Annotated in this window: 18 protein-coding genes; 15 read left to right on the top strand and 3 right to left on the bottom strand. The window is 65.4% G+C overall.

Going from position 1 to position 24,697, the window contains the following annotated elements; translation table 11 throughout:
- Positions 1–159 precede the first annotated feature (159 nt).
- From HNP47_RS01160 to HNP47_RS01175, 4 genes are all read left to right on the top strand, one after another.
- Positions 160–1,557 (top strand): glycosyl hydrolase family 28 protein, encoded by a 1,398-nt coding sequence (locus HNP47_RS01160; protein WP_184277709.1) that lies wholly within the window; start codon positions 160–162, stop codon positions 1,555–1,557.
- A 29-nt stretch (positions 1,558–1,586) separates the two neighbouring features.
- Complete coding sequence (gene pelA, locus HNP47_RS01165; protein ID WP_184277711.1) at positions 1,587–2,894, top strand: pectate lyase; 1,308 nt, start codon at positions 1,587–1,589, stop codon at positions 2,892–2,894.
- A gap of 183 nt (positions 2,895–3,077) precedes the next feature.
- The gene (locus HNP47_RS01170) at positions 3,078–3,503 is read left to right on the top strand and encodes a DUF2231 domain-containing protein (protein WP_184277713.1); all 426 of its coding nucleotides are present in this window, start codon (positions 3,078–3,080) and stop codon (positions 3,501–3,503) included.
- The gene (locus HNP47_RS01175) at positions 3,500–4,807 is read left to right on the top strand and encodes a sorbosone dehydrogenase family protein (RefSeq protein ID WP_184277715.1); all 1,308 of its coding nucleotides are present in this window, start codon (positions 3,500–3,502) and stop codon (positions 4,805–4,807) included. The genes HNP47_RS01170 and HNP47_RS01175 overlap by 4 nt, the downstream gene beginning before the upstream one ends.
- Positions 4,808–4,929: 122 nt before the next feature.
- Here the strand turns inward: HNP47_RS01175 and HNP47_RS01180 are convergent, their stop codons facing one another.
- Together HNP47_RS01180 and HNP47_RS01185 are read right to left on the bottom strand one after the other, a co-directional pair.
- Positions 4,930–5,271, bottom strand: a complete 342-nt coding sequence (locus HNP47_RS01180; RefSeq protein WP_184277717.1) for a TonB family protein — start codon at positions 5,269–5,271, stop codon at positions 4,930–4,932.
- 110 nt (positions 5,272–5,381) lie between these two features.
- Positions 5,382–6,257 (bottom strand): LysR family transcriptional regulator, encoded by an 876-nt coding sequence (locus HNP47_RS01185; RefSeq protein ID WP_184277719.1) that lies wholly within the window; start codon positions 6,255–6,257, stop codon positions 5,382–5,384.
- A 117-nt stretch (positions 6,258–6,374) separates the two neighbouring features.
- Here HNP47_RS01185 and HNP47_RS01190 point away from each other — a divergent pair, with 117 nt between their 5' ends.
- From HNP47_RS01190 to HNP47_RS01240, 11 genes are all read left to right on the top strand, one after another.
- Positions 6,375–7,877, top strand: coding sequence for a CoA-acylating methylmalonate-semialdehyde dehydrogenase (locus tag HNP47_RS01190; RefSeq protein ID WP_184277721.1), 1,503 nt, complete (start codon positions 6,375–6,377; stop codon positions 7,875–7,877).
- Between the two features lie 7 nt (positions 7,878–7,884).
- Positions 7,885–9,021, top strand: coding sequence for an isobutyryl-CoA dehydrogenase (locus HNP47_RS01195; protein WP_184277723.1), 1,137 nt, complete (start codon positions 7,885–7,887; stop codon positions 9,019–9,021).
- A complete protein-coding gene (locus tag HNP47_RS01200) occupies positions 9,018–10,067 on the top strand; it encodes an enoyl-CoA hydratase/isomerase family protein (protein WP_184277725.1) in 1,050 nt (349 codons plus the stop codon). Before HNP47_RS01195 ends, HNP47_RS01200 begins: the two co-directional genes overlap by 4 nt.
- A gap of 52 nt (positions 10,068–10,119) precedes the next feature.
- On the top strand, positions 10,120–11,022 hold the full coding sequence (gene mmsB, locus HNP47_RS01205) for a 3-hydroxyisobutyrate dehydrogenase (protein ID WP_184277727.1): 903 nt from the start codon (positions 10,120–10,122) through the stop codon (positions 11,020–11,022).
- Positions 11,023–11,365: 343 nt separating this feature from the next.
- Entirely contained in the window at positions 11,366–12,436 is a 1,071-nt protein-coding gene (locus tag HNP47_RS01210; protein WP_221414882.1) for a LacI family DNA-binding transcriptional regulator, read from the top strand.
- A 49-nt stretch (positions 12,437–12,485) separates the two neighbouring features.
- Positions 12,486–15,509 (top strand): TonB-dependent receptor domain-containing protein, encoded by a 3,024-nt coding sequence (locus HNP47_RS01215; RefSeq protein WP_184277734.1) that lies wholly within the window; start codon positions 12,486–12,488, stop codon positions 15,507–15,509.
- A 76-nt stretch (positions 15,510–15,585) separates the two neighbouring features.
- A complete protein-coding gene (locus HNP47_RS01220; RefSeq protein ID WP_184277736.1) occupies positions 15,586–17,052 on the top strand; it encodes a glucoamylase family protein in 1,467 nt (488 codons plus the stop codon).
- Positions 17,049–18,332 (top strand): sugar ABC transporter substrate-binding protein, encoded by a 1,284-nt coding sequence (locus tag HNP47_RS01225; protein WP_221414883.1) that lies wholly within the window; start codon positions 17,049–17,051, stop codon positions 18,330–18,332. Before HNP47_RS01220 ends, HNP47_RS01225 begins: the two co-directional genes overlap by 4 nt.
- Positions 18,329–19,261, top strand: a complete 933-nt coding sequence (locus HNP47_RS01230) for a carbohydrate ABC transporter permease (RefSeq protein WP_184277738.1) — start codon at positions 18,329–18,331, stop codon at positions 19,259–19,261. Before HNP47_RS01225 ends, HNP47_RS01230 begins: the two co-directional genes overlap by 4 nt.
- On the top strand, positions 19,258–20,073 hold the full coding sequence (locus tag HNP47_RS01235) for a carbohydrate ABC transporter permease (RefSeq protein ID WP_184277740.1): 816 nt from the start codon (positions 19,258–19,260) through the stop codon (positions 20,071–20,073). Before HNP47_RS01230 ends, HNP47_RS01235 begins: the two co-directional genes overlap by 4 nt.
- Before the next feature lie 151 nt (positions 20,074–20,224).
- Positions 20,225–23,428, top strand: a complete 3,204-nt coding sequence (locus tag HNP47_RS01240) for a discoidin domain-containing protein (protein WP_184277742.1) — start codon at positions 20,225–20,227, stop codon at positions 23,426–23,428.
- Between the two features lie 24 nt (positions 23,429–23,452).
- Here the strand turns inward: HNP47_RS01240 and HNP47_RS01245 are convergent, their stop codons facing one another.
- Complete coding sequence (locus HNP47_RS01245; RefSeq protein ID WP_184277744.1) at positions 23,453–24,541, bottom strand: ABC transporter ATP-binding protein; 1,089 nt, start codon at positions 24,539–24,541, stop codon at positions 23,453–23,455.
- Positions 24,542–24,697: the final 156 nt, after the last annotated feature.

Below are 24,697 nucleotides of genomic sequence, written 5' to 3' on the forward strand. Positions count from 1 at the left end.
CGGCGTCGCTCCAGGCGGCGCATGATGGTTGGTGGCCCACTTGCACGGCGAGCCGCAACGTAACCGGTGTCAATTTCTGACGATCAACTATCGGTATCTCTTGCCAGCCTTATATCGTCCACTATTGTGAGACGAAAGAACAGAATGTGGGAAATCTAGATGCGCGCCGATCGCCGCACGCTTCTGCAACTGGGTGTCGTCAGCGCCTTGACGCAAGCAGCGCCGACGTTCGCACAGTCGAGCCGTTCGCGCACCTTCGACGCGTCCGATTATGGCGCGGTGGGCGACGGGGTCGCAATCAACACTCGTCCTATCCAGGCCGCCATCGACGCGGCGGCAGGGCAGGGCGGAGGTGTCGTGGTGCTGAAACCCGGTCTGTATCTGTCAGGCTCGCTATTCGTGAAGTCGGGGGTGACCCTGTCGATCGAACGCGGGGCCACTCTGCGCGGCGTTCAGGATTTGGCCGCCTATCCGATGGTTCGCACGCGTGTTGCAGGCGTTGAGATGGACTGGCCCGCCGGCTTGCTGAATGTCTATCAGCAACATAACGCCAAGATCACGGGCGAGGGTCTGGTCGATGGCGACGGCAAGGTTTTCTGGGATTCCTATTGGGCGCTGCGACGCGATTATGATCCGCGCGACCTGCGATGGGCGGCCGACTACGACTGCCGCCGGCCGCGGCTGATCCATGTCTACGACGCGCAGCAGGTCGAAGTTTCTGGCCTGAACTTGGCGCGATCGGGGTTCTGGACCGTCCACGTCTGCTACTCGCGGGACGTAAAGGTCGCCGACCTGATCATCAGGAACAACATCGGCGGACGCGGCCCCTCGACGGACGGCATCGATATCGATTCATCGGAGCGGGTGCTGGTCGAGAGATGCGACCTGTCGGTCAACGACGACGCGATCTGCATCAAGGCGGGACGCGACTGGGACGGGCTGCGGGTGGCCCGGCCGTGCCGTCAGGTGAAGATTCGCGACTGCATCGTCCGTGACGCCTTGGCCGGGATGACCTTCGGGTCGGAGACATCAGGCGGATTTGACGACATCGAGGTTTCTGGGCTGAGGATCGAGTATCCGGTGCCGCTGGGGATCTTCTTCAAATCAGGCCACACACGCGGCGGCGTGATCTCCAACATCCGCCTGCGCGACATCCATCTGCAGGACGTGCGCACATTGATGCAAGTGAACCTGAACTGGTACCCAAACTACAGCTACGCCCAGATCCCGGACGGCATCGCGGACGTGCCGGATTACTGGCGCGCGCTCGCCACGCCGGTCCCGCGTGAACAGGGCATTCCCCGCATCCACGATGTTCGCCTGTCGAACATCAAGGCCGTCGGCGGCAAGGTCGGATTCGCCGCCGCCGCCTATCCCGAAGCGCCGCTGAAAGACTTCATTTTCGAGCGGTTGGACTGGGATGTGCAAGATGCGGGCGCCATCGCCAATGCCGAGAACTGGCGTTTCCGCGACTGCAACATCGACACCCTGGACGGCCAAGGCCCCAAGGTGACCGAGTCGTCCGGCGTCACTGGCCTGCGATCCAGACAAACATGAAAACCAAAAAAGTTGTGGGAGTTAGCGCGATGAAAATCCTGTCCGCCTGTTCTATCCTGGCATTTGGCGCGGTCGCGCTTGTGGGGGGTGTTGCCGGCGTCGCCCAGGCTGAAGTCCTGCGGCTGAACACGCCGGCGGTGGGTCTGACCAGCGACAGGATCGGCGCCTTGCCCGACGCAGAGCGCGGTCCGTGGGCCGAGTATCTGGCACGCTCTCAAGCCCAGCATCAGGCCGACCGCGCCGCGCTCGCGGCCGAGCTTCGCGCCGGCGCTGCCCCGCCGCCGCCGCCCAAGGCCGTCGGACCCGCCCACTACAACATGCCGCTGGACCGGCCTGCCGACTGGTACGCCACGGCCGACGCCCGGGCCGTCGCGGATGCGATCGTCAGTTTCCAGACGCCCGCCGGCGGATGGAGCAAAAACCAGGATCGCAGCATTGCGCGCCTGCCGGGTCAGCGGTTCTCCAACGATGCCGAAACCATGGAGCAAAACCCGGCGAACTTCGATGCGCCGGCGGATCGCTTCTGGACCTTCGTTGGCACGTTGGACAACGAGGCGACGTGGTCGGAAATGCGTTTCCTGGCCAAGGTCGCCGCCCATGCGCCCGGACGCGACGGCGACAACTGGCGCGCCAGCGTGATCCGAGGCGTGCGGTATCTGCTGAACGCGCAGTATCCCAATGGCGGCTGGCCGCAGATCTGGCCGCTCGAAGGCGGCTTCCACGACTCAATCACCTTCAATGACAATGCGGTGGCGAACGCGGCCATGCTGCTTCGTGATGTCGCGCATGGCGCTGAGGGCTTCGATTTCGTGCCGGCTGAGCTGGAGACACGGGCGGCCGAGGCGACCCGGAAGGCGATCGACGTGATCCTCGCGGCACAGGTGCGTCAAGGGGATCGACTGCTTGGCTGGCCACAGCAGGTTGAGCCCATGCGGCTGGTGCCGACCAGCGCTCGGAACTACGAGCCGCGATCCATCGCAAGCGGCGAAACAACCGATATCCTGATCTTCCTGATGGGCGAGGAGAACCCGTCGCCGGAGATCAAGGCCGCTGTTCGCGGCGCCGCCGGGTGGCTTCAGACGGCGCGTGTCTATGACAAGTCCTTCGAAATGACCGACGACGGACGCAAGCTGATCGACAAGGCCGGTGCGGGTCCGATCTGGTCTCGCAACTACGATCTGGTGACCGGGCGTCCGATCTTCGGCGACAAGGATCAGACTATCCACGACGACGTCAATGAAATCTCCGTCGGACGGCGTAATGGCTATTCCTGGTGGATCTCATCGCCGCAGAAGGCGCTGGACCTTTACGCCGATTGGTCCAATCGGGTCGGCTGAATCCGGGACGCTGATCAGCATTGTCGATGTGGTCTGGGGGCGCGTCCGCGCCGGTTGTTAGCAAGCCACTGAGGGCGAGGACGCGCTCCCAGTTCCGGCGCCATGAGATCAGCGCGGCGAAAGCCGGTGAACCATTTCCCGTTCAGACGGTTAGCCAAGCCAGACTTTACGGAGAGGGCTGGCATGAGCACCCATGGACTGAAGGATGCGGTCGTTCGACCGTTGCATTGGCTATTGCTGGCGTTTCCGATCGCGCTGTTCACCTTCGCCCTGTTCACCGACATCGCCTATCTGAAGACGGCCGAGGTCCAGTGGACGAACTTCTCGGCCTGGCTGATCGCCGGAGCGCTGGTGTTTGGCGGTGTCGCTGGCCTGTTTTCGATCTTTGATTTCGTCATCGGTCTGCGCCACGGACGGTCTCGGCGGGTGACGGTGCATCTGGTCGCGCTTGCGCTGGCCTGGGTGCTGGGTCTGGTGAACGCCTTCAAACATAGCCAGGACGCCTGGAGCTCCGTCGGAGCCTTCGGTCTGATCCTGTCGATCCTCTGCACAATTCTGGTCCTGGTCGCCGGCTGGACCGCCTATGCCGCGCGGGAGAGCGTCCGATGAACAAGAACCTGCTCGCCGCCAGCGTCGCCACCCTGGCCATGGCCCTGACCGTCGCATCGTGCGGCAACGCCAGCGATCCGAAACTGAACCAGACCGGCGCGGCGCCCGACCTGCCCAGGGTCAACGAGACGTTGGTGCCGCCGATGAAGATCAGCCCGCCGGCAGGCTGGAACGGCGAGACGCCGACGGTGCCGCAAGGCTTTACGATCAGCGCCTTCGCTAAGGATCTCAAGATTCCCCGTCAGATGCTGGTCCTGCCCAACGGCGACGTCCTGATCGCCGAAGGGCGCGGCGGCCATGCGCCCGCCATGCGGCCCAAGGATGTGATCGCCGGCGTCATCAAGAAGCAGGGCAACACCAAGATCAAAGGCGGCAACCGCATCACCCTGGTGCGCGACGCGAACAACGACGGCACTCCCGAACTGCGGACCGTTCTGGTGGACAACCTCGATGCGCCCTACGGCTTGGCCTATGTCAACGGCTATCTTTATGTCGCCGAACAGGGGGCGCTGGTTCGCTTCGCCTTCCAGCCCGGCCAGACCGGCATCGCCACGCCCGCTGAGCGGGTGACGGAGCTGCCCTCGCGCATCAACCACCACTGGACCAAGTCCCTGACCGCTAGCACGGACGGGTCGAAGCTGTATGTCGGCACCGGCTCGAACTCGAATATCGGCGAGCGCGGCATGGCGGTCGAAGAAGAGCGCGCCACGGTGTGGGAAATCGACCGGGCGACCGGCGCACGGCGCACGATCGCCACCGGCATTCGCAATCCAACGGCCCTTGCCATCGAGCCGACCACTAATCTGCTGTGGTCTGTGGTCAACGAGCGCGACGAACTGGGGCCGCAACTGGTCCCGGATTATCTGACCCAGGTGCGCGATGGGGCCTTCTACGGCTGGCCCTACAGCTACTGGGGCCAGAACCGCGATCCACGCGTGATGCCGCAAAATCCCGAGATGGTCGCCAAGGCCATCCGGCCGGATTACGCTCTGGGATCACACGTCGCCGCCCTCGGGCTGGACTTCGCCCGAAATGGCGGTTTTGGCGGGTCGTTCGCCAACGGCGCCTTCATAGGCATGCACGGCAGTTGGAACCGCCAGGATCCGTCCGGTTACAAGGTCGTATGGGTGCCGTTCAATGCTGGCCGCCCGGCGGGACAACCCGTCGACTTCGCCACCGGCTTCCTGAAGGACGGCAAGGCGCGCGGCCGTCCCGTCGGCGTCGCGTTCGATGGCACCAGGCGTGTGCTATTCGTCGCCGACGATCTGTCCAATACGGTGTGGCGCATCGCGCCTGCGCGATAAGCTGGCGTTTCCCTCGTCCGCCAAGGGCGAGGGAAATCGCTATTGTCCCTAGACATGGTCGAATACGAAAAGTCCCCGGCTGCGAGCAACCGGGGACTTTTCATATGAGGCTGAGCTGTGGCCTACGGCGTGAAGTCGATGGTGCGTTCGAAGGGGGCATCGACCGCACGGCCGCGGTCCATGATGGGGGTGACTTCGGCGCCGTTCATCAGGGCCAAGGCGGCTTCGCCAAACCCCATGCCCGGACGGGTTTCTTCCAGCACGACGCAGTCGGTAACGTGACCCGAAGCCAAGGCAGTGCAACGTAGGCGCACGCTGAAGCGGTCCGTGCTCTCGGCCTTGGGCGCGACGGCGCGTTCGATGGCGGGTTGAGGCGCGCTGTACAGGGCCGCGTCCTTGAGCAGCGGTCCGGTCGGGGCGCCCAGCAGGGCCGTCATCAATGTCAGGCTGAAGGTCAGTGTCATGGCAGGCCTCGTTCGTCCTCTATTAAGATTTGAACGAGACCTCCGTTCCCCGAACTTTCAAAAACGCGCAGGTGTGTGCGGCGCACCACACTTCGATTTCTCTGCCGAAGTCAGAATGGCCTCAAGCTTGACTGTTGTTCATGGCACAGGGTCTTCAGCCACGAACGGACGGTGCGCAGACGCGAGGTGTCATGGACATCACGATGGGTGGCCAGCCAGAAGCGGCGCTCGATCAGGATCGACGGCAGCACGCGCACCAGACCCTCGGCCAGGAAGCACGGCAGGACGCCGACGCCGCCCCCGGCGGCGATGATCTCCCGCTGCGCCCGGATCGAAGACGAGGCGACGTGGGGCGCGAGACCCGGCTGGACCTCGTCCAGATAGCGCAACTCGGGCGCATAGATCAGATCGTCGATATAGCCGACGATGTCGAAGCGGCTCAGGTCTTCGACGGTGTTCGGAACGCCGTTGCGGTGCAGGTGATCGGGCGAGGCGTAGAGGGCCAGCTGATACGGCGTCAGCGGCTCGACGATCAGGCGTGCGGCATGTGGCGCGGCCAAGGTGATCGCCATGTCGACCTCTCGGCGCGTGGGCGACAGGAAGCCGGAGGTGGCCGCCAGTTCGATCCTCAGACCCGGATGCGTCAGGCGCAGCGCGGGCAGGGCGGGGGCCATCAAGGTGACGCCAAACCCCTCGGAGGCACTGACGCGCACGACGCCGGCGGGCGCGTCGGGCTGGGTCACGCGGCCAGCGGCCTCCATCGCGCTTTCGGCCTCCAGACCGATATCGAGCAGCTGCGCGCCAGCGGCGGTCAACTGAAGCCCGGTGGTGGAGCGGACGACCAGGGTGGATTTCAGCGCGCTTTCCAATCGGGCGACCCGGCGCCCGACCGTGGCGGCATCGACGCCCAACCGCTGCGCCGCACCGCCTAACGAGCCCGCGCGCGCGGCCGCGATGAAGATGCGCAGATCGTCCCAATCATACATGGTCGTCTAGCTATCCTGCAAAAACGCAGACTGTTGCCTGCAACTTTGCATTATCGACCCGCGCGCAGGGGTGATAGCCATAGCCGCAACAAAAGAACCAACAGGAACACCCAGGCCATGCGCGACATTCGCCACTTCATCGACGGTGCGGCTTTCGACGGCGCGTCCGGACGCTTCAGCGACGTGTTCAATCCCAACACCGGGGATGTGCAGGCTCGCGTCCAGCTGGCGACGACGGGCGAGGTCGATCGCGCGGTCCAGGCGGCGCAGAACGCCTTTGACGGTTGGGCTTCGACCAATCCCCAGCGCCGCGCCCGCGTGATGTTCGACTTCAAACGCCTGGTCGAGGCGCGGATGGACGAACTGGCCGAACTGCTGTCCAGCGAGCACGGCAAGGTCATCGCCGACTCCAAGGGCGACATTCAGCGCGGCCTGGAAGTGATCGAGTTCGCCTGCGGCATCCCGCACGCGTTGAAGGGCGAATACACTCAAGGCGCCGGCCCCGGCATCGACGTCTATTCGATGCGTCAGCCGCTGGGCGTGGTGGCGGGCATCACCCCGTTCAACTTCCCGGCCATGATCCCCATGTGGATGTTCGGCGTGGCCATCGCGGTGGGCAACACCTTCGTGCTGAAGCCGTCCGAGCGCGATCCGTCGGTGCCGGTGCGTCTGGCCGAACTGATGCTGGAAGCCGGAGCGCCGAACGGCGTGCTGAACGTGGTGCACGGCGACAAGACGTCGGTCGACGCCATCCTGACCCATCCGCTGGTCCATGCCGTCAGCTTCGTCGGTTCGTCCGACATCGCCCACTATGTGTATCAGACCGGCGCCGCGAACCATAAGCGCGTCCAGGCCATGGGCGGCGCCAAGAACCACGGCATCGTCCTGCCCGACGCGGACATGGACCAGGTGATCAAGGATCTGTCCGGCGCGGCCTATGGCTCGGCGGGCGAACGCTGCATGGCGCTGCCGGTCGTGGTGCCGGTCGGCAAGAAGACGGCGGACGAACTGCGCGAACGGATGGTCGCCGAGATCCCCTCGATGCGCGTCGGCGTCTCGACCGATGCGGGCGCCCACTATGGCCCGGTCGTCACGGCTCAGCATCGCGAGCGTGTTGCGGGCTGGATCGAAAAGGGCGTGCAGGAAGGCGCCGAACTGGTCGTCGACGGCCGCGACTTCAGCCTGCAGGGCCACGAGAAGGGCTATTTCATCGGCCCGTCGTTGTTCGACCATGTGAAGCCCGAGATGTCGTCCTATCAGGAGGAAATCTTCGGTCCGGTCCTGCAGATCGTTCGCGCCGAGACGTTCGAGGAGGCGCTGGCCCTGCCGTCGGAGCACCAATACGGCAACGGCGTCGCCATCTTCACCCAGAATGGCCGCGCGGCCCGCGACTTCGCCGCCCGCGTCAACGTCGGAATGGTCGGGATCAATGTGCCGATCCCGGTGCCGGTCGCCTATCACACCTTCGGCGGCTGGAAGCGTTCGGCCTTTGGCGACATCAACCAGCACGGCATGGAGGGCGTCCGCTTCTGGACCAAGACCAAGACCGTGACGGCCCGCTGGCCGGACTCGGCGCTGGAACATTCGGACAGCTCGTTCGTCATCCCGACGATGCGCTGAGGCCGTCATGGATTTCGCTCTCAACGACGATCAGCGCGCCATTCAGGACGCCGCCCGCGCCTTCGCCGAGGCCGAGCTGGCGCCCCATTCGGCCCGCTGGGACGAGGACAAGCATTTCCCCGTCGAGGTGATGAAGCAGGCGGCCGAGATGGGCTTCTGCGGCATCTATACGGCTGAGGAGCACGGCGGCATGGCCCTGGGCCGGGTCGAGGCGGCGGTGATCTTCGAGGAGCTGTCGCGCGGCGACGTGGCGACGGCGGCCTTCATCTCGATCCACAACATGGCGACGTGGATGATCGATCGCTTCGGGTCGGACGATCTGCGCGGCCGGTTCGTGCCCTCGCTGGTCGGGATGGAGAAGATCGCCTCCTATTGTCTGACCGAGCCGGGCTCGGGATCGGATGCGGCGGCGCTGCGGACCACGGCCGTGCGCGACGGCGACCACTATGTGCTGAACGGGTCCAAGGCTTTCATCTCGGGCGCGGGGACCAGCGACCTCTATGTCGTCATGGTCCGCACGGGCGGGGAGGGCGCGAAGGGGGTGTCCGCGATCGTGGTCGAGGCCGGCACCCCCGGCCTGTCGTTCGGCGCGCAGGAAAAGAAGATGGGCTGGAACGCCCAGCCGACCGCCATCGTCCAGTTCGACGACTGCCGCGTGCCGGTCGCCAATCTTCTGGGTGAAGAGGGGGCGGGCTTCCGCTACGCCATGGCCGGTCTGGACGGCGGACGGCTGAACATCGCCGCCTGTTCGCTGGGCGGGGCGCGGCTGGCGCTGGAGACGGCGCAGGAGTACGTCGCCACCCGCAAACAGTTCGGCCGACCGATCGGCGAGTTCCAGGCGCTGCAGTTCCGGCTGGCGGACATGGCCACGGACCTGGAGGCGGCGCGTCTGATGGTGCTGCGTGGCGCCTGGGCCATCGACACCGACCATCCGGAAAAGACGAAGTGGTGCGCCATGGCCAAGCGCCTGGCCACCGACGCCTGTTTCCAGATCGCCGACGAGGCCCTGCAACTGCACGGCGGCTATGGTTACCTGAAGGACTATCCGCTGGAACGGATCGTGCGCGACCTGCGGGTCCACCGCATTCTGGAAGGCACCAACGAGATCATGCGGGTGATCATCGCGCGTGAGATGACCAAGTGAGCGAAGACGAAGTCGTCACCCGGATCGAAAACGGCGTCGGTCGGATCACCCTGAACCGGCCCAAGGCGATCCATGCGCTGAACCGGGCGATGTGCGAGGCGATGACCGAGGCGCTGCTGGCCTGGCGTTCGAATCCCTCCGTCTCCGCCATACTTATAGACCACGCCGGCGAGCGGGGTTTTTGCGCGGGCGGCGACATTCGCATGATCGCCGAAAGTGGTGCGGGCGATGCGTCGGAGGCCAAGGCCTTCTTCTTGGCCGAGTACCGGCTGAACCATCTGATGTTCGACTATCCCAAGCCGATCATCGCCATCGTGGACGGCATCGTCATGGGCGGCGGGGTCGGCATTTCCGAGCCGGCCGACATTCGTGTGGCGACCGAGCGCACCACCTACGCCATGCCCGAGACAGGGATCGGCCTATTCCCAGACGTGGGCGGTGGCTGGTTCCTGCCGCGCCTGCCGGGCCAGACCGGCGTCTGGCTGGCGCTGACAGGCGCGCGGCTGAAGGCGACGGATACGGTGGCGCTCGGCATCCACACGCACTTTGTGCCCGCAGATCGCGTCGAGGCGTTGAAGGCCGATCTGATGGGTGAGGCCGCAGATCCGTCGTCGGTCGTGGCGCGCCACGCCGGGGACGCGGGGCCTGCACCGCTGTCGGCCCACCGCGAGGCCATCGACCGGCTGTTCGCCTTCGACACGGTTGAGGAAATTTTCCGGGCGCTTGAGGCGGACGGCTCGGACTGGACGCTGCAGCAGCTGGAAACGCTGAGAACCAAGTCGCCACAGTCGCTCAAGGTCTCGCTGCGCCAGATCCGCACGGGCGCAACGCTGAACAGCTTCGCCGACAATATGGCGATGGAATACGCCCTGGGCGGCCGCGTCGTGCGCACCCACGACTTCCAGGAAGGCGTGCGGGCCGTAATTGTGGACAAGGATAATGCGCCGAAATGGTCACCGGCGGACCTGTCGGGCGTTACCGACGAGACGCTGAATGCGCTGTTCGCGCCGTTGCCGGACAATGAAAAATGGACGCCGCTGGCCTGACCACGTCCCCGCTTTCGCGGGGATGAGCGGACGACAAAAAGGGAGAGAGACCATGACCAAGATCGCCTTCATCGGCCTGGGCAATATGGGCGGCGGCATGGCCGCGAACCAGGCCAAGGCGGGCCATGCGGTCGCCGCCTTCGATCTGTCGGCGCAGGCGCTGGAGCGGGCGGTGGCGGCCGGTTGCGTCGCGGCCGGATCGGTCGCCGAGGCGGTCAAGAACGCCGAGGTGGTCATCACCATGCTGCCGGCCGGGCCGCACGTGCTGAAGGTCTATTCCGAACAGATCATCGGCGCCGCGCCGTCGACCGCGTTGCTGCTCGACTGTTCGACCATTGATGTCGAAACCGCGCGCAAGGTCGCCGGGTTGGCCAAGTCGGCCGGCTACGCCTTTGCAGACGGGCCTGTGTCAGGCGGCACGGCGGCGGCGGATGCGGGCACGCTGGCCTTCATGGTCGGCTGCGACGAGGGCGACTTCGCCCGCGTCGAGGCGGCGCTGGAGCCCATGAGCCGCATCACGATCCGCGCCGGCAATCATGGGGCGGGGCAGGCGGCCAAGATCTGCAACAACATGCTGCTCGGCATCTCCATGCTGGGCACGTGCGAAGCCATCGCCCTGGCGGAGAAACTGGGTCTGGATCCCGAACGGTTCTTCGAGATCGCGTCCAAGTCCTCGGGTCAGTGCTGGAGCGTGACCAGCTACTATCCCTGGCCTGGTCCGGTTCCGACCGCGCCGTCCAACCGCGACTATCAGGGCGGGTTCGCCACGGCCATGATGTTGAAGGACCTGAAGCTCGCCCAGGACGCAGCGGCGAAATCCGGCGCCTCGACGCCGTTGGGCGCACAGGCCGAGGCGCTTTACGCCCTGTTCGACGGGATCGGGCACGGCGGCCGCGACTTCTCCGCCATGCTGCAGATGCTTCGCGGCAAGCTGGATGACCTTAATCCCGCATAGATTCGTCTTTCGCATCGTGATTGCGGCCCGCGCAGCTTCGGCGGCGCGGGCCTTTTCGTATGAGGCTGCGGACGCGTCCCCGTTCGGCGGCAGTCGGTGCGACCAAGGCGCGCGCCTTATTCCGTCTGTCGAAAAGAGCCTAGGAAAAGTGCAGTCCAAACAGCGACCTATCTACCATCTTCGGTCGGGACGGCTCCAGCCGAGATCGAAAATCGCCTGAAATGTGGCTGAACGGCGCTTGCGGCGGACATTGCTCCTGTGTCATGTAACCGCTTACATCACCTATCGACGGATCTTCGAAAAGGGGCCGGGACGATAGGGAGCAGGGAGAATTCGATTGGACATGGCCGCGCCTAGCGCTGCGTCTGCCCGGCAGGAGGGCCAGCCCTTCGCAAAGGCCGCCACCATGCGCGACGTGGCTGAACGCGCCAATGTGTCCGTGGCTTCTGTCTCTCGTGTGTTGAACGGCTTGGGCGTGACCTCGGATGCGACGCGCCAGCGCGTGCTCGATGCGGTCGAGGACCTTCGCTACGTCCCTCACTTCGGCGCCCGCAGCCTGTCGACCAGCAAGAACGACACGATCGGCGTCATCCTGCCCGACCTGTTCGGCGAGTTCTTCTCCGAGTTGATCCGGGGCATGGACCTGGCCGCCCGCGCTCACGGCAAGCATCTGATCGTCTCCAGTTCGCATGACGGCGCCGAGGACACCCTGGCGGCCGTGCGTTCGATGCGCGGACGGGTGGACGGCATGATCGTGCTGTCGCCGCATCTGGGCGCCGCGAACCTGTCGTCTGAATTCGCCGGTCGGATGCCGGTCCTGCTGATGAACGGCGGCGCGGCAGAGCCCGGCCGGGCGTCCATCATGATCGACAACCATGGCGGGGCCGTCGGCGCGGTCCAGCACCTGTTGTCCACTGGCCGCAGGCGCATCGCCCACATTCGCGGCGCCGCCGGCAACGTCGAGGCGGACACGCGCGCGGCCGGATACACGGCGGCGCTGGACGGTCATGACCCGATCATCGTCGAGGGCGACTTCTCTCAGGCCTCGGGCCACCGCGCCGCGACCCAGCTTCTGGCCATGACGGAGCGGCCCGATGCCGTCTTCGCCGCCAACGATATGATGGCCGTCGGCGCGCTTCTGGCCTTCCAGGAGGCCGGCGTGCGCTGCCCCGAGGACATCGCCGTCGTCGGCTTCGATGATGTGCCTATCGCCGCCCTTGTGCGGCCCGCGCTGACCACCATGCGCGTCAACATTGCGGAAATCGGCCGAAGGGGCGTCGAACGCCTGATCGGCCTGGTTCAGGCCGGCGCGACCGCCGACGCCACGGACACCGCTTGCGAAATCGTTCGGCCGATCTTGGTCGAACGCCAATCCACCGCGGCGGCATCGCCCGCCAGGTTCAACAAAGGGTAGGCCAGCCATGTCGCTGAAAACCGATCCCATCAGGAGGGGAGAGCTCAGGATGACCCAGTTCAACACGCGAAAGGCCGCGACACGTCAGGTCGCCTTGGCCGCCGCATCGGCGCTTGCCATCAGCATGGCGGTTGTCGGCGGCGCACAGGCGCAGGTCGCGACCTCGACGATCCGAGGCAATGTGACTGATGGCGCGACGGTCGAGGCCGGCGCCACCATCGTCGCGCGCAACGTCGCCTCGGGCTTCACCAGCCGCACCACGGCGAACGCGCAGGGCGGCTACACCCTGTCAGGTCTGCGCCCCGGCACCTATGAGATCACGGCCACGACAGCCGAGAACGAGACGGCGACCGACACCGTTTCGATCGGTGTGGGTCAGGTCGGCAACCTGGATCTGGCTGTGGCGGGCGCGGCTGACGCCAATGCGGCCAACCTGGGTGATATTGTCGTGACCGGGCGTCGCCTGGTCGAGGTGCGCACACCCGAAAACGCCACCAACGTCACGACCCAGCAAATCCAAACCCTGCCACAGATCAACCGCAACTTCCTGAACTTCGCGGCTCTGGCGCCGGGCGTGCGGGTCGGAACCAATGAGTCCGAAGTTCAGATCACAGCAGGCGGTCAGCGCGCCGAGTCCGTCAACGCCTTCATCGACGGCGCCAGCCTGAAGTCGAACATCATCGCCGGGGGCATCGTCGGTCAGGACGACAGCCGCGGCAATCCGTTCCCGCAGGCGGCCGTTCAGGAATTCCGCGTTGTCAGCCAGAACTTCAAGGCTGAATACGAGCAGGCCTCGTCAGCCATCATCACGGCCGTGACGCGCTCCGGCACCAACGAGTTCCACGGCGAAATCTTCGGCACTTATCGGGACCAAGATTTCATCAAGCAAGACGAGTTTTCGCGTGCGGCAGGCCGTGAAAAACCCGCGCTCGAAGTTCAGCAATACGGCGCCGCTCTGGGCGGGCCGATCATTCAAGACAAGCTGCACTTCTTCGGCAGCTATGAGCACAAGCAAGAAAATCGCGCAGCTGCCGTGACGCTAGGCCGTCAGAACCCGGCCTATGTCAGTCAGTTCGGTCAATATATCGGCACCTTCGCCACGCCGTTCGAGGAAGACCTTTACTTCGGCAAACTGAGCTTCCAGCCGGCAGAGGGGCATCTCTTTGATCTGAGCGTCACCTATCGAGACGAAGCAGATGTGACGGGCGTCGGCGGCGCAAACTCCATCGAACGCGCAAGCGGTCTGCAGCAGACGACCAAGAGCGCCAATCTGCGTTATCAATGGCAGGGCGACGGCTTCCTGAACGAGTTGGCAGTCGATTACCGCAATTATAATTACAACCCGACCGCTGTGAACTTCGACCAGATCGGCCGGAGCTATCGCATCTTCGAAAACGGCTATGATCCGTTCGGCGGCGTCTCCATCTTGAACATTGGTGGATCCGGCAGCCGTCAGGACATCAGCGACAACGCGCTGACGATCCGCAACGATCTGACGTTCAACGACATCGAGTTCAACGGTAATCACACGATCAAGCTGGGCGCCAAGGTCAGCCGCCAAGACTACGAGGTCGTCAAGGAGTTCGGACGTAATCCCGAGTTCTTCTATGACCTGAACGGCACGGCCAGCGGCAATGCCGCCGTGCCCTATCGTGTTCAACTGGGCAATGAATTCCCCACGGTTGACCTGACCAACACCGTCATCGGCCTGTATGCGCAGGACGACTGGCAGATCACGGACAAGCTTGAACTGAACCTGGGTCTGCGTTGGGATTACGAGACCAATGCCGACAACACGAATTATGTGACGCCGGCCTCGGTCGTCACAGGACTGAACCAGTGGATCGCATCGACCGACGGCGGCAAGCCTGCCGGCTATGCGCCGAGCTGGTTCGACATCAACGACTACATCTCGACCGGCGACAATCGCGACCCGTTCAAGAACGCGTTCCAGCCGCGCATCGGCTTCTCGTATGATGTGTTCGGTGACCGCGGCACGGTTCTGTTCGGCGGCGCCGGTCGCTACTACGACCGTGTTCAGTTCAACTTCGCCTTCGACGAACTGGCCAAGCCGTTTGACTTCACGCAAAACGTCTTCTTCTCGACCACAGGCCGCGCGGCCGGCGTGGCGAACGGCAGTTCGTCGGATCCGATCCTGTGGAATGCGTCCTACGAAACCACGGCTGGACTTGACGCCATCTTAGCCAACATCCCGGCCAAGGGCGAAGCCTTCCTGCTGAAGAACGACTTCGAGCCGCCTCGCACGGATCAGTTTAACCTGGGCATTCGTCAGAGGGTCGGCGATTGGCAGACCGAGTTCACCCTCGCCTACGGCAAGACCGAAAACGAGTTCACTTGGCAGTATCTGAATCGCTGCCGCGAACCAACGCGCGGCAACGACGGCAATGGTTTCGGCGACAACGGCGGTTTCTGCGGCCCCGGCGGCGCGAACCCCTACCGCTCGTATCTGGTATCCGATCACAACAAGGAGCGGACGTTCAAGGCGCTCTACGTCAAGCTGGATAAGGGCTACACGCGGGACTCCGGTTGGGGCGTCAACATCGCCTATACGCTGTCCAAGGCTGAACAGAACGGCGGCAATGACAACTTCTGCTTCGACTGCTTCTCGGTGGAAAGCTCGCCGATGCGTTCGTCGGCAAACGACGAACGTCATCGCATCGTGGCTAACGGCATCGTTGATCTGCCGCTCGATTTCCAGCTGTCCGGCATTCTGACCTTGGGTTCCGGCACGCCCTTCGATGTGTTCGACGGACGCGGCGCCAACTTCGTTTACCGCCCCTATGGCGCCTATCCGGAGAAGGAACAGTTCTTCCTGCCGAACGCCTTCGCCTATCGGAACCTCGATCTCCGTCTGACGAAGAACTTCGACGTGCCGGGCGCCGGTGAGCTGTCGGTTTATGTGGACGCCATCAACGTGTTCAACTTCAAGAACTACAACGGCTTTGACGGAGGCACGGGTTCGGCGACCAACCCGAACCCGAACTTCGGCCGTCCGAGTTCGGTGCTGTTCCCGACGCGGACGTTCCAGATCGGCGCCCGCTACGCCTTCTAAACCCTGAAGCCTTGGCCGCCTCGTGCTTGTCGCGAGGCGGCCTTTCTTTTTCGATTGAGACCCAGTGAGCGTGCCCATGAATCGTCGAAACTTCCTGATGCGGACCACCACAGGCGCGGCGGCTCTGGCCGTTGGATTTCCGGTGATGGCGGCGGCGCAGCAGGCGGCGGCGACGGGGGCGGTCAATGGGACGCAGAGACGGCCGATGCGGCTGGATCAGGAGATCGAGGAGCTTCAGGAGCGGACGTTCCGGTGGTTTGAGAAGGTCACGGATCGCAAGACCGGTCTGACGCCGGATCGCTGGCCCACGCCGTCCTTCTGTTCGGTGGCGGCGGTCGGCTTCGCCTTGACCTGCTGGCCGGTGGGCGTCGAGCGCGGCTGGATGAGCCGGGCCGAGGCGCGTGAGCGGACCCTGACGACGCTACGCTTCTTCCATGACCTGCCGCAGGGCCCGGAGGCCAGCGGCACGGCGGGGTACAAGGGCTTCTTCTACCACTTCCTGGATATGGAGACGGGGCTTCGTTACCGGGCCAACGAACTGTCGACGGTCGATACGGCGCTGTTGATCGGCGGCATGTTGTTCGCCGCCCGCTACTTCGACGGCCGTCATGCCGACGAGGCGGAAATCCGTCAGAAGGCTCAGGCTATCTACGAACGGATCGAATGGCCGTGGGCCGTGATCCGCGACAACCGCATCACCATGGGCTGGCACCCCGAGAGCGGCTTCATTCCCTCCGACTGGCACATCTATAACGAGGGCATGCTGGTGCTGTTGCTGGCCATCGGCAGCCCGACGCATCCGGTGTCGGTCAATGTCTGGCACGAATGGGCGGCCAGCTACGATGAGAGCTGGACCGATCGCTGGGGCAGCTGGCACCTGAATTTCGCGCCCATCTTCGGGCACCAGTACAGCCACATGTTCATCGACTTCCGCGGCATTCAGGACGCCTGGATGCGGGGGCAGTCTGCTCAACTGGGCGAATATCTCGACTATTTCGAAAACAGCCGCCGCGCCGTCTACGCCCAGCAGAAATACGCCCACGACAACCCCGGCGGCTGGGCGGGCTATTCGTCCGAGGTTTGGGGGCTGACGGCGTGCGACGGACCGGGCGACTTCAAACAGGTCATCGACGGCAAGGAGCGCGAGTTCTTCAGCTATTCCGCGCGCGGTCCGGGCGAGCGCGACGACGGCACCATCGCGCCGACGGCGGCGGCCAGCTCCATCGCCTTCGCGCCCGAAATCGTCGTGCCCTGCGTCAAGGCGATGAAGGCGCGCTATGGCGCGGGCATCTATACCGAGTGGGGCTTCCTCGACAGCTTCAACCCGACCCTGACGGTGCGCGATGGGCCGCTGCAGCACGGTAAGATCGTGGATGGCGTGGGTTGGGTCGACGGCGATTATCTGGGCATCGACCAGGGGCCTATTGTCATCATGACCGAGAACCACAGGTCCGAGTTCGTCTGGCGCTATATGCGCGGCGAGCCCAATATCCGCCGCGCGCTCGACATCGCGGGCTTCACCGGCGGCTGGATGAACGGATGAGTTTGACGGCGCCCAGGTCCCATCTTGATAGACGTGGCGCGCTGGCCCTGATGGCGGGCGGGGCGGCTGCGGCCTGTACCCCGCGCCGTGATGGCGAGACCGTGCTGCGCTTCTGGGCCATGGGCAATGAGGGTGGGACGGTGGGCCAGTTGATGCCCGAGTTCGAGCGCCGCAATCCGGGCGTCCGCGTCTCGGTCCAGCCCCTGCCGTGGACGGCCGCGCACGAAAAGCTGCTGACCGCCTATGCCGGGGCCTCGCTGCCGGACGTCAGCCAGATCGGCAATACCTGGGTGGCGGAGCTGACCGCCATCGGCGCCCTGTCGCCGACCCCGCCCGAAGCCGCGAACCTGTTGACCGATCAGTTTCCGGCGGTGCTGGAGACCAACGAAATCGCCGGCCGCGCCATGACCACGCCCTGGTATGTCGACACGCGGCTGCTGTTCTATCGCAAGGATCTGCTGGCGCGGGCCGGCTTCGATACTCCGCCCGAGGACTGGGCCGAATGGAAGCGGGCCATGCATGGGATCAAACGTGTGGCGGGCGGCGACAACTACGCCATCCTGCTGCCGTTGAACGAGTTCGAGCAGCTTCTGACCTTCGGGCTTCAGATCGACGAGCCGCTGCTGAGGGATCGGGATACGCGCGGAAACTTCTCCAACCCCGGCTTCGTCGCGGCCCTGGCCTTCTACCGCAGCCTGTTCACGGAAGGCCTGGCGCCGCTGGCGTCGTCGACGCAGATTTCAAACGTTTGGACCGAGTTCGCCAGGGGCTATTTCAGTTTCTACTTCTCCGGTCCTTGGAGCGTGGGCGATTTCCGCAGCAAGCTGCCCGCGTCGTTCCAGCGGAACTGGGCTACGGCGGGCGTGCCGGGACCGAATGGCCTGGGCGCCTCGGCGCCGGGCGGGTCCAGCCTCGCGGTATTCAAATCCTCTCCGCACCAGGACGCGGCCTGGGCCCTGGTCCGCTATCTGTCCGAGCCGGCGGTGCAGGCCCGGTTCAACACCATCGTCGGCGATCTGCCGGCGCGTCAGAGCGCCTGGGACATCGCGGGCGTGGAGCGTGATCCGATGCTGGCGCCGTTCCGGGGGCAACTGGCGCGCGCCAAGGCCGTGCCCAAGGTGCCGGAATGGGAGCGGATCGTCACGGAGATGCAGATCGTCGCCGAACGGATGGTGCGCGGCGAATACACGCCTGAGGCCGCCGCCGCCGAGATTGACCGCCGAGCCGACCGCCTGCTGGAAAAGCGTCGCTGGATGATGGAACAGGGCAGGGCCGTATGACCGTCGCCGATCCGACACTGGTGGGAGTGAAGCCGTCACGCGGCCGCGGCGCGCGTGAGCGGGCGGCCTGGGCTTTCGTCGCCCCGGCCGTGATCGCCATCGGCCTGTTCTTCGCCATTCCGGTGATCGCGGCCCTGCTGCTCAGCCTGACTGACTTCGACATCTATGCCTTGGCGAACCTGGACAATCTGCGTTTCGTGGGCTTGCAGAACTACGAGCGGCTGATGGCCAATCCGCTGTTCTGGGGGGCGATGAAGAACACTCTGACCTTCGCCGTCCTCGGCGTGCCCCTGTCCATCGCCGCGTCCCTGGCAGCGGCGGTGATCCTGAATGCGCGGGTCGTGAAGTGGCGGCCGATCTGGCGGGTGATGTTCTTCGCCCCCTATGTCACGACCCTGGTCGCGACGGCGGTGGTGTGGCGATATCTGCTGCACACCAGGTACGGCGTCATCAACTGGGGGCTTGAGAGCGTTGGGCTTCCGGCCGTGGACTGGCTTGGCGATCCATCGACCTCCATTCCGGCGATCCTGATGTTCGTGGTCTGGAAGATCTTCGGCTACAATATGCTGATCTTCTTGGCAGTGCTTCAGACCGTGCCGGACGATCTGTACGAGGCCGCGCGCATCGACGGCGCCGGCCCGTGGAAGCAGTTCCGCCATGTGACCCTGCCGGCCATCGCGCCGACCATGCTGCTGGTTTCGATCATCTCGGTCGCCAGCTTCTTCCAGCTGTTCGCCGAACCCTATGTGATGACGCAAGGCGGCCCGGCCCAGAGCACGGTGACGGTGCTCTACTTCATGTACGAGGAAGGCTTCAAATGGTGGAACCTGGGTTCCGCCAGCGCCGTCGCCTTCGTTCTGTTCCTGTGCATCCTGGCGATCACCCTGGTCCAGTTGGCGGTGGCCAAGCGCGTGGGGGCGTATCAGTGAAACTCCGCGCGATCGTGCTTAATCTGGCCGTCGGCCTCATCGCCGTGGTCGTGCTGTTCCCGCTGGTCTGGATGGTGTCGGTCAGCTTCATGGCGACCGGCGAGGCCGCCGTCTTTCCGCCGCCGCTGCTGCCGTCGCATTGGACGCTGGAGCATTACCGCGACCTGTTCCTGAACCAAGGCATGGGGCGGTATCTGTGGAACAGCTTCGCCCTGGCGACACTGGCGACGGTCCTGGCGCTCGGCTTCACAGTTCCGGCCGGCTACGCCTTCGCCAAGCTGAAGTTCGCCGGGCGCGAGCGGCTGTTCCAGTTCCTGGTCGCCGCCCTTGTGGTGCCGGCCCAGATTGGCACCCTGCCGCTGTTTCTGATGCTGAAGTCGATGGGGCTGGTAAACACCTACGCCGGCGCCCTGGTGCCTTGGCTGGCGTCGATCTTCGGCCTGTTCCTGGTGCGCCAGTATGCCCTGAGCATTCCCGACGAGATGCTTGAGGCGGCCCGGATCGACGGCGCCAGCGAGGGCCAGATCTTCCGCCGCGTGGTCCTGCCGACGCTGCAGCCGATCATCGTCACCCTGGGTCTGTTCGTCTTCCTGGGCAGCTGGAACGACTTCCTGTGGCCGCTGATCATCCTGACGGACCAGTCGAACTATACCCTGCCGGTCGCGCTGGCCGCCCTGTCGCGCGAACATGTGCAGGACATCGAACTGATGATGGCCGGCGCCGTCGTCACGGTCGCGCCCGTGCTGATCCTCTTCCTCGCCCTGCAACGCTACTACATCCGTGGCATGCTCGCGGGCAGCGTGAAGGGGTGATCCCCGTAGCCCTCTACTGCCGTCATCCTAGGCCTTGTGCCTAGGATCCATAGACTCCGTCGAGGACGGGACGCACGCCTTCGACACCGGGCGTATGGATCCTCGGGACAAGCCCGAGGATGACGGCAACAGAGGAAACTGGAGTAATCCAATGCGTAACATGACCTCTGCCCTCGCTCTCAGCGCCGCCCTGATGGCCGCCCCCGCCATCGCGCAGGATCCGCGCGCTCTCGACACCATAGACGACGCATCGCGGTGGGAGGCCAGCGCCTCGACCGACGTTCATGCCGCCGTCTCCGCCGTGGCGGGGCATGACGGACGGGCGGTCCGGCTCGACTACGATTTCGACGGCAAGGCCGGTTATGCGGTGCTCAGCCGGCCGCTGCCGTTCGACCTGCCCGACAATTACGAGATCAGCTTCTGGGTGCGCGGCGCGGGGCCGACCAACACCTTCGAGGTCAAGCTGACCGACGCCTCGGCCGAGAACGTCTGGTGGAAACAGACCGCGCGCTATGATTTCCCCGACGGCTGGACGAAGTTCGTCATCAAACGCCGCCAGGTGTCCAAGGCCTGGGGCCCCAGCCCCGAGACAGTGCTTCGCCGCGCCGAGCGGGTCGAGTTCGTCGTCGTCGCGGCCGAGGGCGGCAAGGGGGCGGTCGAGATCGACCAACTGAGCCTTCGCGCCCTGCCGGTCGATCCCGCCGTGCCGCCGCATCCGGTCGCCGGCGACGGCCAGACGCAGACGACCGCCGCCAACGCCGTCGATCTGGACCCGAAGACCGCCTGGACTCCGCCGGTGGGCGAGGCCTCGGCGCTGACGCTGGATCTGGGATACGAACGCGAGTTCGGCGGCTTGACCCTGCGCTGGGGCGAGCGCAGCGCGGCGGCGGACTATCGGATTTCCGCCTCGACGGACGGACGGGACTGGCGCGAGTTGGCGAAGGTCACGGGCGGGAACGGCGGCGTCGACTGGCTGCGCACGCCCGAGACGACCGCCCGCTGGCTGCGGCTGGAGCCGCTGAAGCCGGTCCCCGCATCGGACGTGGTCGGATCGTCCGGCGCGGGCCAGCGGCTGGGGGCAGGGCAGGCGACGACCTACGCGCTGGCCGAGATCGAGGTCGAGCCTCTGGCCTTCGGCGAGGACGCCACGGCTTTCGTCGAGGCCGTGGCCAGGGAGAACCGGCGTGGCCTCTATCCGCGCGGCTTTTTCGGTGAACAGCCCTACTGGACCCTGGTCGGCGTCGACGGCGGCGGCGAAAGCGGCCTGATCGGCGAGGACGGCGCCATCGAGCTGCGCCGGGCGGGGCCGAGCATCGAGCCCTTTGTGGTCGACAACGGGCGGCTGATCACCTGGGCCGACGTCAATATCGAACAGGGGCTGAAGGACGGCGATCTGCCGATCCCGTCGGTGACATGGGCCGCCGACGACTGGACGTTGAAGATCACCAGCTTCGCCGACGGCGCGCCGGAGCAGGCGCGGCTGTGGGGTCGCTATGACCTGACGAACACCTCGAACCGGCCGCGCAGCCTGACCCTGGCCCTGACGGCGCGGCCGTTCCAGGTGAACGGGCCGGTGCAGTTCCTGGCCATTCCGGGCGGCGTGGCGCCGGTGGAGCGGATCGCCTGGGACGGCGCGAGCCTGACGCTGAATGACGATGTCCGGGTTCACGCCCTGACCGCGCCGGACGCTGTGGCGGCTTCGAGCTTCGACGCAGGGGCCGATCCTCAATCATTGATTTTACCAACAGCGCGACGGCCCGCGGGCGAGCCGGTCGCCGTCTCCGACGCCACGGACCTGCCGGCCGGCGCCCTGCTGTACGAGGTGACGCTTCAGCCCGGCGAGACACGCACCTTCGGCTTCCTGTCGCCCCTGGCGGGCTACCCGCCGCAGGCCGGGCAGGGCGTCGCCGCGCTGGATCAGGCCGAGCAGGCACTGGCCGTCAAATGGCGCGAGAAGCTGGACCGGGTGGACCTGACCCTGCCGCCCGCCGCCCAGCGGATCGAGGACGCGTTGAAGTCGTCCCTGGCCCATATGCTGATGTCGCGTCAGGGGCCGATCCTCCAGCCCGGCACCCGCAGCTACAACCGCTCCTGGATCCGCGACGGGGCCATGATGGCCGAGGGGCTGAACCGGCTGGGCATGGCCGAGCACTCGGCCGACTATCTGCGCTGGTACGCCCCCTATGTGTTCGACAACGGCAAGGTCCCTTGCTGCGTCGATGCGCGGGGCGCCGACCCGGTGCCCGAGAACGACAGCCACGGCGAGTTCGTCTTCCTGGCCGCCGAGACCTATCGCTACACCGGCGACGAGGCCCTGCTGCGCCAGGTCTGGCCACAGGTGCAGAAGGCCATCGCCTATACGGACGAGCTGCGCGCCTCCACCCGCACCGCCGCCTTCCAGACGTCGGACCAGCGCCACCTGTACGGCCTGCTGCCGCCGACGATCAGCCACGAGGGCTATTCGGATAAGGCGGCCTATTCCTACTGGGACGATTTCTGGGGCCTGCTGGGCTACAAGGACGCGGTCTTCATCGCCCAGACCCTGGGCGACGCCGAGGCCGCCGCCCGCTACGCCGCCGCGCGGGATCAGTTCGCCGCCGACATCCGCGCCTCCATCGTCGCGACGGCCCAGCATCACGACATCGACTGGATCGCCGGCGCCGCCGACCGGGGCGATTTCGACGCCACCTCAACCACGATCGCCCTGTCGCCGTCGGGCGAGCAGGATAATCTTCCGCCCGAACTGATGGCGCGAACCTTCGACCGTTATTGGGAAAATTTCCAGAGCCGGCTGACCAATCGCACGGCGTGGAAGGACTATACTCCCTACGAATGGCGGCTGGTCGGCACCTATGTGCGGCTGGGTCAGAAGGACCGGGCGCTGGATGTGCTGGACTTCCTGATGGCCAACCGCCGGCCCGAGGCCTGGAACGGCTGGGCCGAGGTGGTGGGGCGCGAAAAGCGCGAGCCGCGCTTCATCGGCGACATGCCGCACGCCTGGATCAGCTCGGACTATATCCGTTCGGCGCTGGATCTGTTCGCCTATGAGCGGGACCGCGATCACGCCCTGGTGCTGGCGGCCGGCGTGCCTGAGGCGTGGCTGGACACCGCCGAGGGGGTCGGCGTGCGGGATTTGCGCACGGCCTATGGGCCGCTGACCTACGCCTACCGCAAGGAACGGCGCGGCCATGTGCTGACCCTGGGCGACGGCGCGACGCCGCCGGGCGGCTTCGTGCTGCAATGGCCGGCGGGGCAGGGGCGGCCGGAGCGCGTTCGTATCGACGGCCGCTCAGCGACGTGGTCGAGTGATGAACTGGTCATTCCGGCAGGGGCGCGGCGGGTTGTTCTGAACTGAGCCTTTTTGCTTGAGGCGAAGGGGTCAGAGGCGCTTGAAGGCTTTCCCGTCCGCGCCGAACAGGTGGGCCTGTTTTGCGGGCACGTGCAGCGTCAGTCGCTCGCCCGCCTTGGATTGCAGTTCGCCTGCCAGCTGAACCGTCAGCGTGTCTGGCGTCGCCGGATGCTTCAGGTGCGCCATGGTCGTGGCGCCCAGGGTTTCGACGAACATGACTTCGGCGCTCAGGGCGTCGCCGTCGTCGTTGAGGGTCAGATGCTCGGGACGGACGCCCAGCATCACGGTATCGCCGGGCTTGGCCGAGGCGGCGTCCACTGCGATCCGGATCGTTTCGCCGGCCGTCGTCTTCACCGTCACGCCGGTGGCCGACGCCTCGACGATTTCGGCTTTTAGCAGGTTCATCTTGGGACTGCCGATGAAGCCGGCGACGAACAGGTTGGCAGGGTGTTCGTAAAGGTCCATCGGCGCGCCGACCTGTTCGATCCGCCCGGCGTTCAGCACCACGATCCGGTCGGCCAGGGTCATGGCCTCGACCTGGTCGTGGGTGACGTAGATCATGGTGGTCTTCAGCTCGGCGTGCAGCCGCGCGAACTCGTAGCGCATCCGAACCCGCAGGGCGGCGTCCAGGTTGGACAGGGGCTCGTCGAACAGGAAGACCTCAGGCTCGCGAACGATAGCGCGGCCGATGGCGACCCGCTGGCGCTGGCCGCCGGACATCGCCTTGGGCTTGCGATCCAGATAGTCGGTGATACTGAGCGCCTCGGCGGCGGCCCGGACGCGGCGATCAATCTCGCCCTTGTCCGTCTTGGCCAGCTTCAGGCCGAAGGCCATGTTCTCATAGGCGGTCATGTGCGGGTAGAGCGCATAGGACTGGAACACCATGGCGATGCCCCGGTCCGACGGCGACAGGTCGTTGACCACGCGGTCGCCGATCAGAACCTGGCCTGTCGTCGCCTCTTCCAACCCGGCGATGGTGCGCAGCAGGGTGGACTTGCCGCAGCCCGACGGGCCGACGAAGACCACGAACTCGCCGTCGGCGATCTCCAGATCGACGCCCTTCAGCACCTCGACGGCGCCGAACGCCTTTTTCACGTCGACCAGACGGACGTTCGCCATGCTTCCTGCTTTCCTGACCCGTTATGTTTTGTCGCACCGTAACCGGTTACATGGCGGGATCAATGGCGCACGATGTCTCGCCAACAACTGAAATTGCAAAACTGCAAAATTGGGCTTTCGCAAAAACCAAGCGCTGGATAGAAGCCCGCTGCCAAT

Source organism: Brevundimonas vesicularis, assembly GCF_014204545.1.
GTDB lineage: Bacteria > Pseudomonadota > Alphaproteobacteria > Caulobacterales > Caulobacteraceae > Brevundimonas > Brevundimonas vesicularis_B.

Coding starts and splice junctions, on each gene's coding strand:
- HNP47_RS01160 (WP_184277709.1), top strand. CDS start 160: ATGCGCGCCGATCGCCGCACGCTTCTGCAACTGGGTGTCGTCAGCGCC.
- HNP47_RS01215 (WP_184277734.1), top strand. CDS start 12,486: ATGACCCAGTTCAACACGCGAAAGGCCGCGACACGTCAGGTCGCCTTG.
- pelA (WP_184277711.1), top strand. CDS start 1,587: ATGAAAATCCTGTCCGCCTGTTCTATCCTGGCATTTGGCGCGGTCGCG.
- HNP47_RS01225 (WP_221414883.1), top strand. CDS start 17,049: ATGAGTTTGACGGCGCCCAGGTCCCATCTTGATAGACGTGGCGCGCTG.
- HNP47_RS01190 (WP_184277721.1), top strand. CDS start 6,375: ATGCGCGACATTCGCCACTTCATCGACGGTGCGGCTTTCGACGGCGCG.
- HNP47_RS01175 (WP_184277715.1), top strand. CDS start 3,500: ATGAACAAGAACCTGCTCGCCGCCAGCGTCGCCACCCTGGCCATGGCC.
- HNP47_RS01210 (WP_221414882.1), top strand. CDS start 11,366: ATGGCCGCGCCTAGCGCTGCGTCTGCCCGGCAGGAGGGCCAGCCCTTC.
- mmsB (WP_184277727.1), top strand. CDS start 10,120: ATGACCAAGATCGCCTTCATCGGCCTGGGCAATATGGGCGGCGGCATG.
- HNP47_RS01185 (WP_184277719.1), bottom strand. CDS start 6,257: ATGTATGATTGGGACGATCTGCGCATCTTCATCGCGGCCGCGCGCGCG.
- HNP47_RS01230 (WP_184277738.1), top strand. CDS start 18,329: ATGACCGTCGCCGATCCGACACTGGTGGGAGTGAAGCCGTCACGCGGC.
- HNP47_RS01240 (WP_184277742.1), top strand. CDS start 20,225: ATGCGTAACATGACCTCTGCCCTCGCTCTCAGCGCCGCCCTGATGGCC.
- HNP47_RS01220 (WP_184277736.1), top strand. CDS start 15,586: ATGAATCGTCGAAACTTCCTGATGCGGACCACCACAGGCGCGGCGGCT.
- HNP47_RS01195 (WP_184277723.1), top strand. CDS start 7,885: ATGGATTTCGCTCTCAACGACGATCAGCGCGCCATTCAGGACGCCGCC.
- HNP47_RS01245 (WP_184277744.1), bottom strand. CDS start 24,541: ATGGCGAACGTCCGTCTGGTCGACGTGAAAAAGGCGTTCGGCGCCGTC.
- HNP47_RS01170 (WP_184277713.1), top strand. CDS start 3,078: ATGAGCACCCATGGACTGAAGGATGCGGTCGTTCGACCGTTGCATTGG.
- HNP47_RS01180 (WP_184277717.1), bottom strand. CDS start 5,271: ATGACACTGACCTTCAGCCTGACATTGATGACGGCCCTGCTGGGCGCC.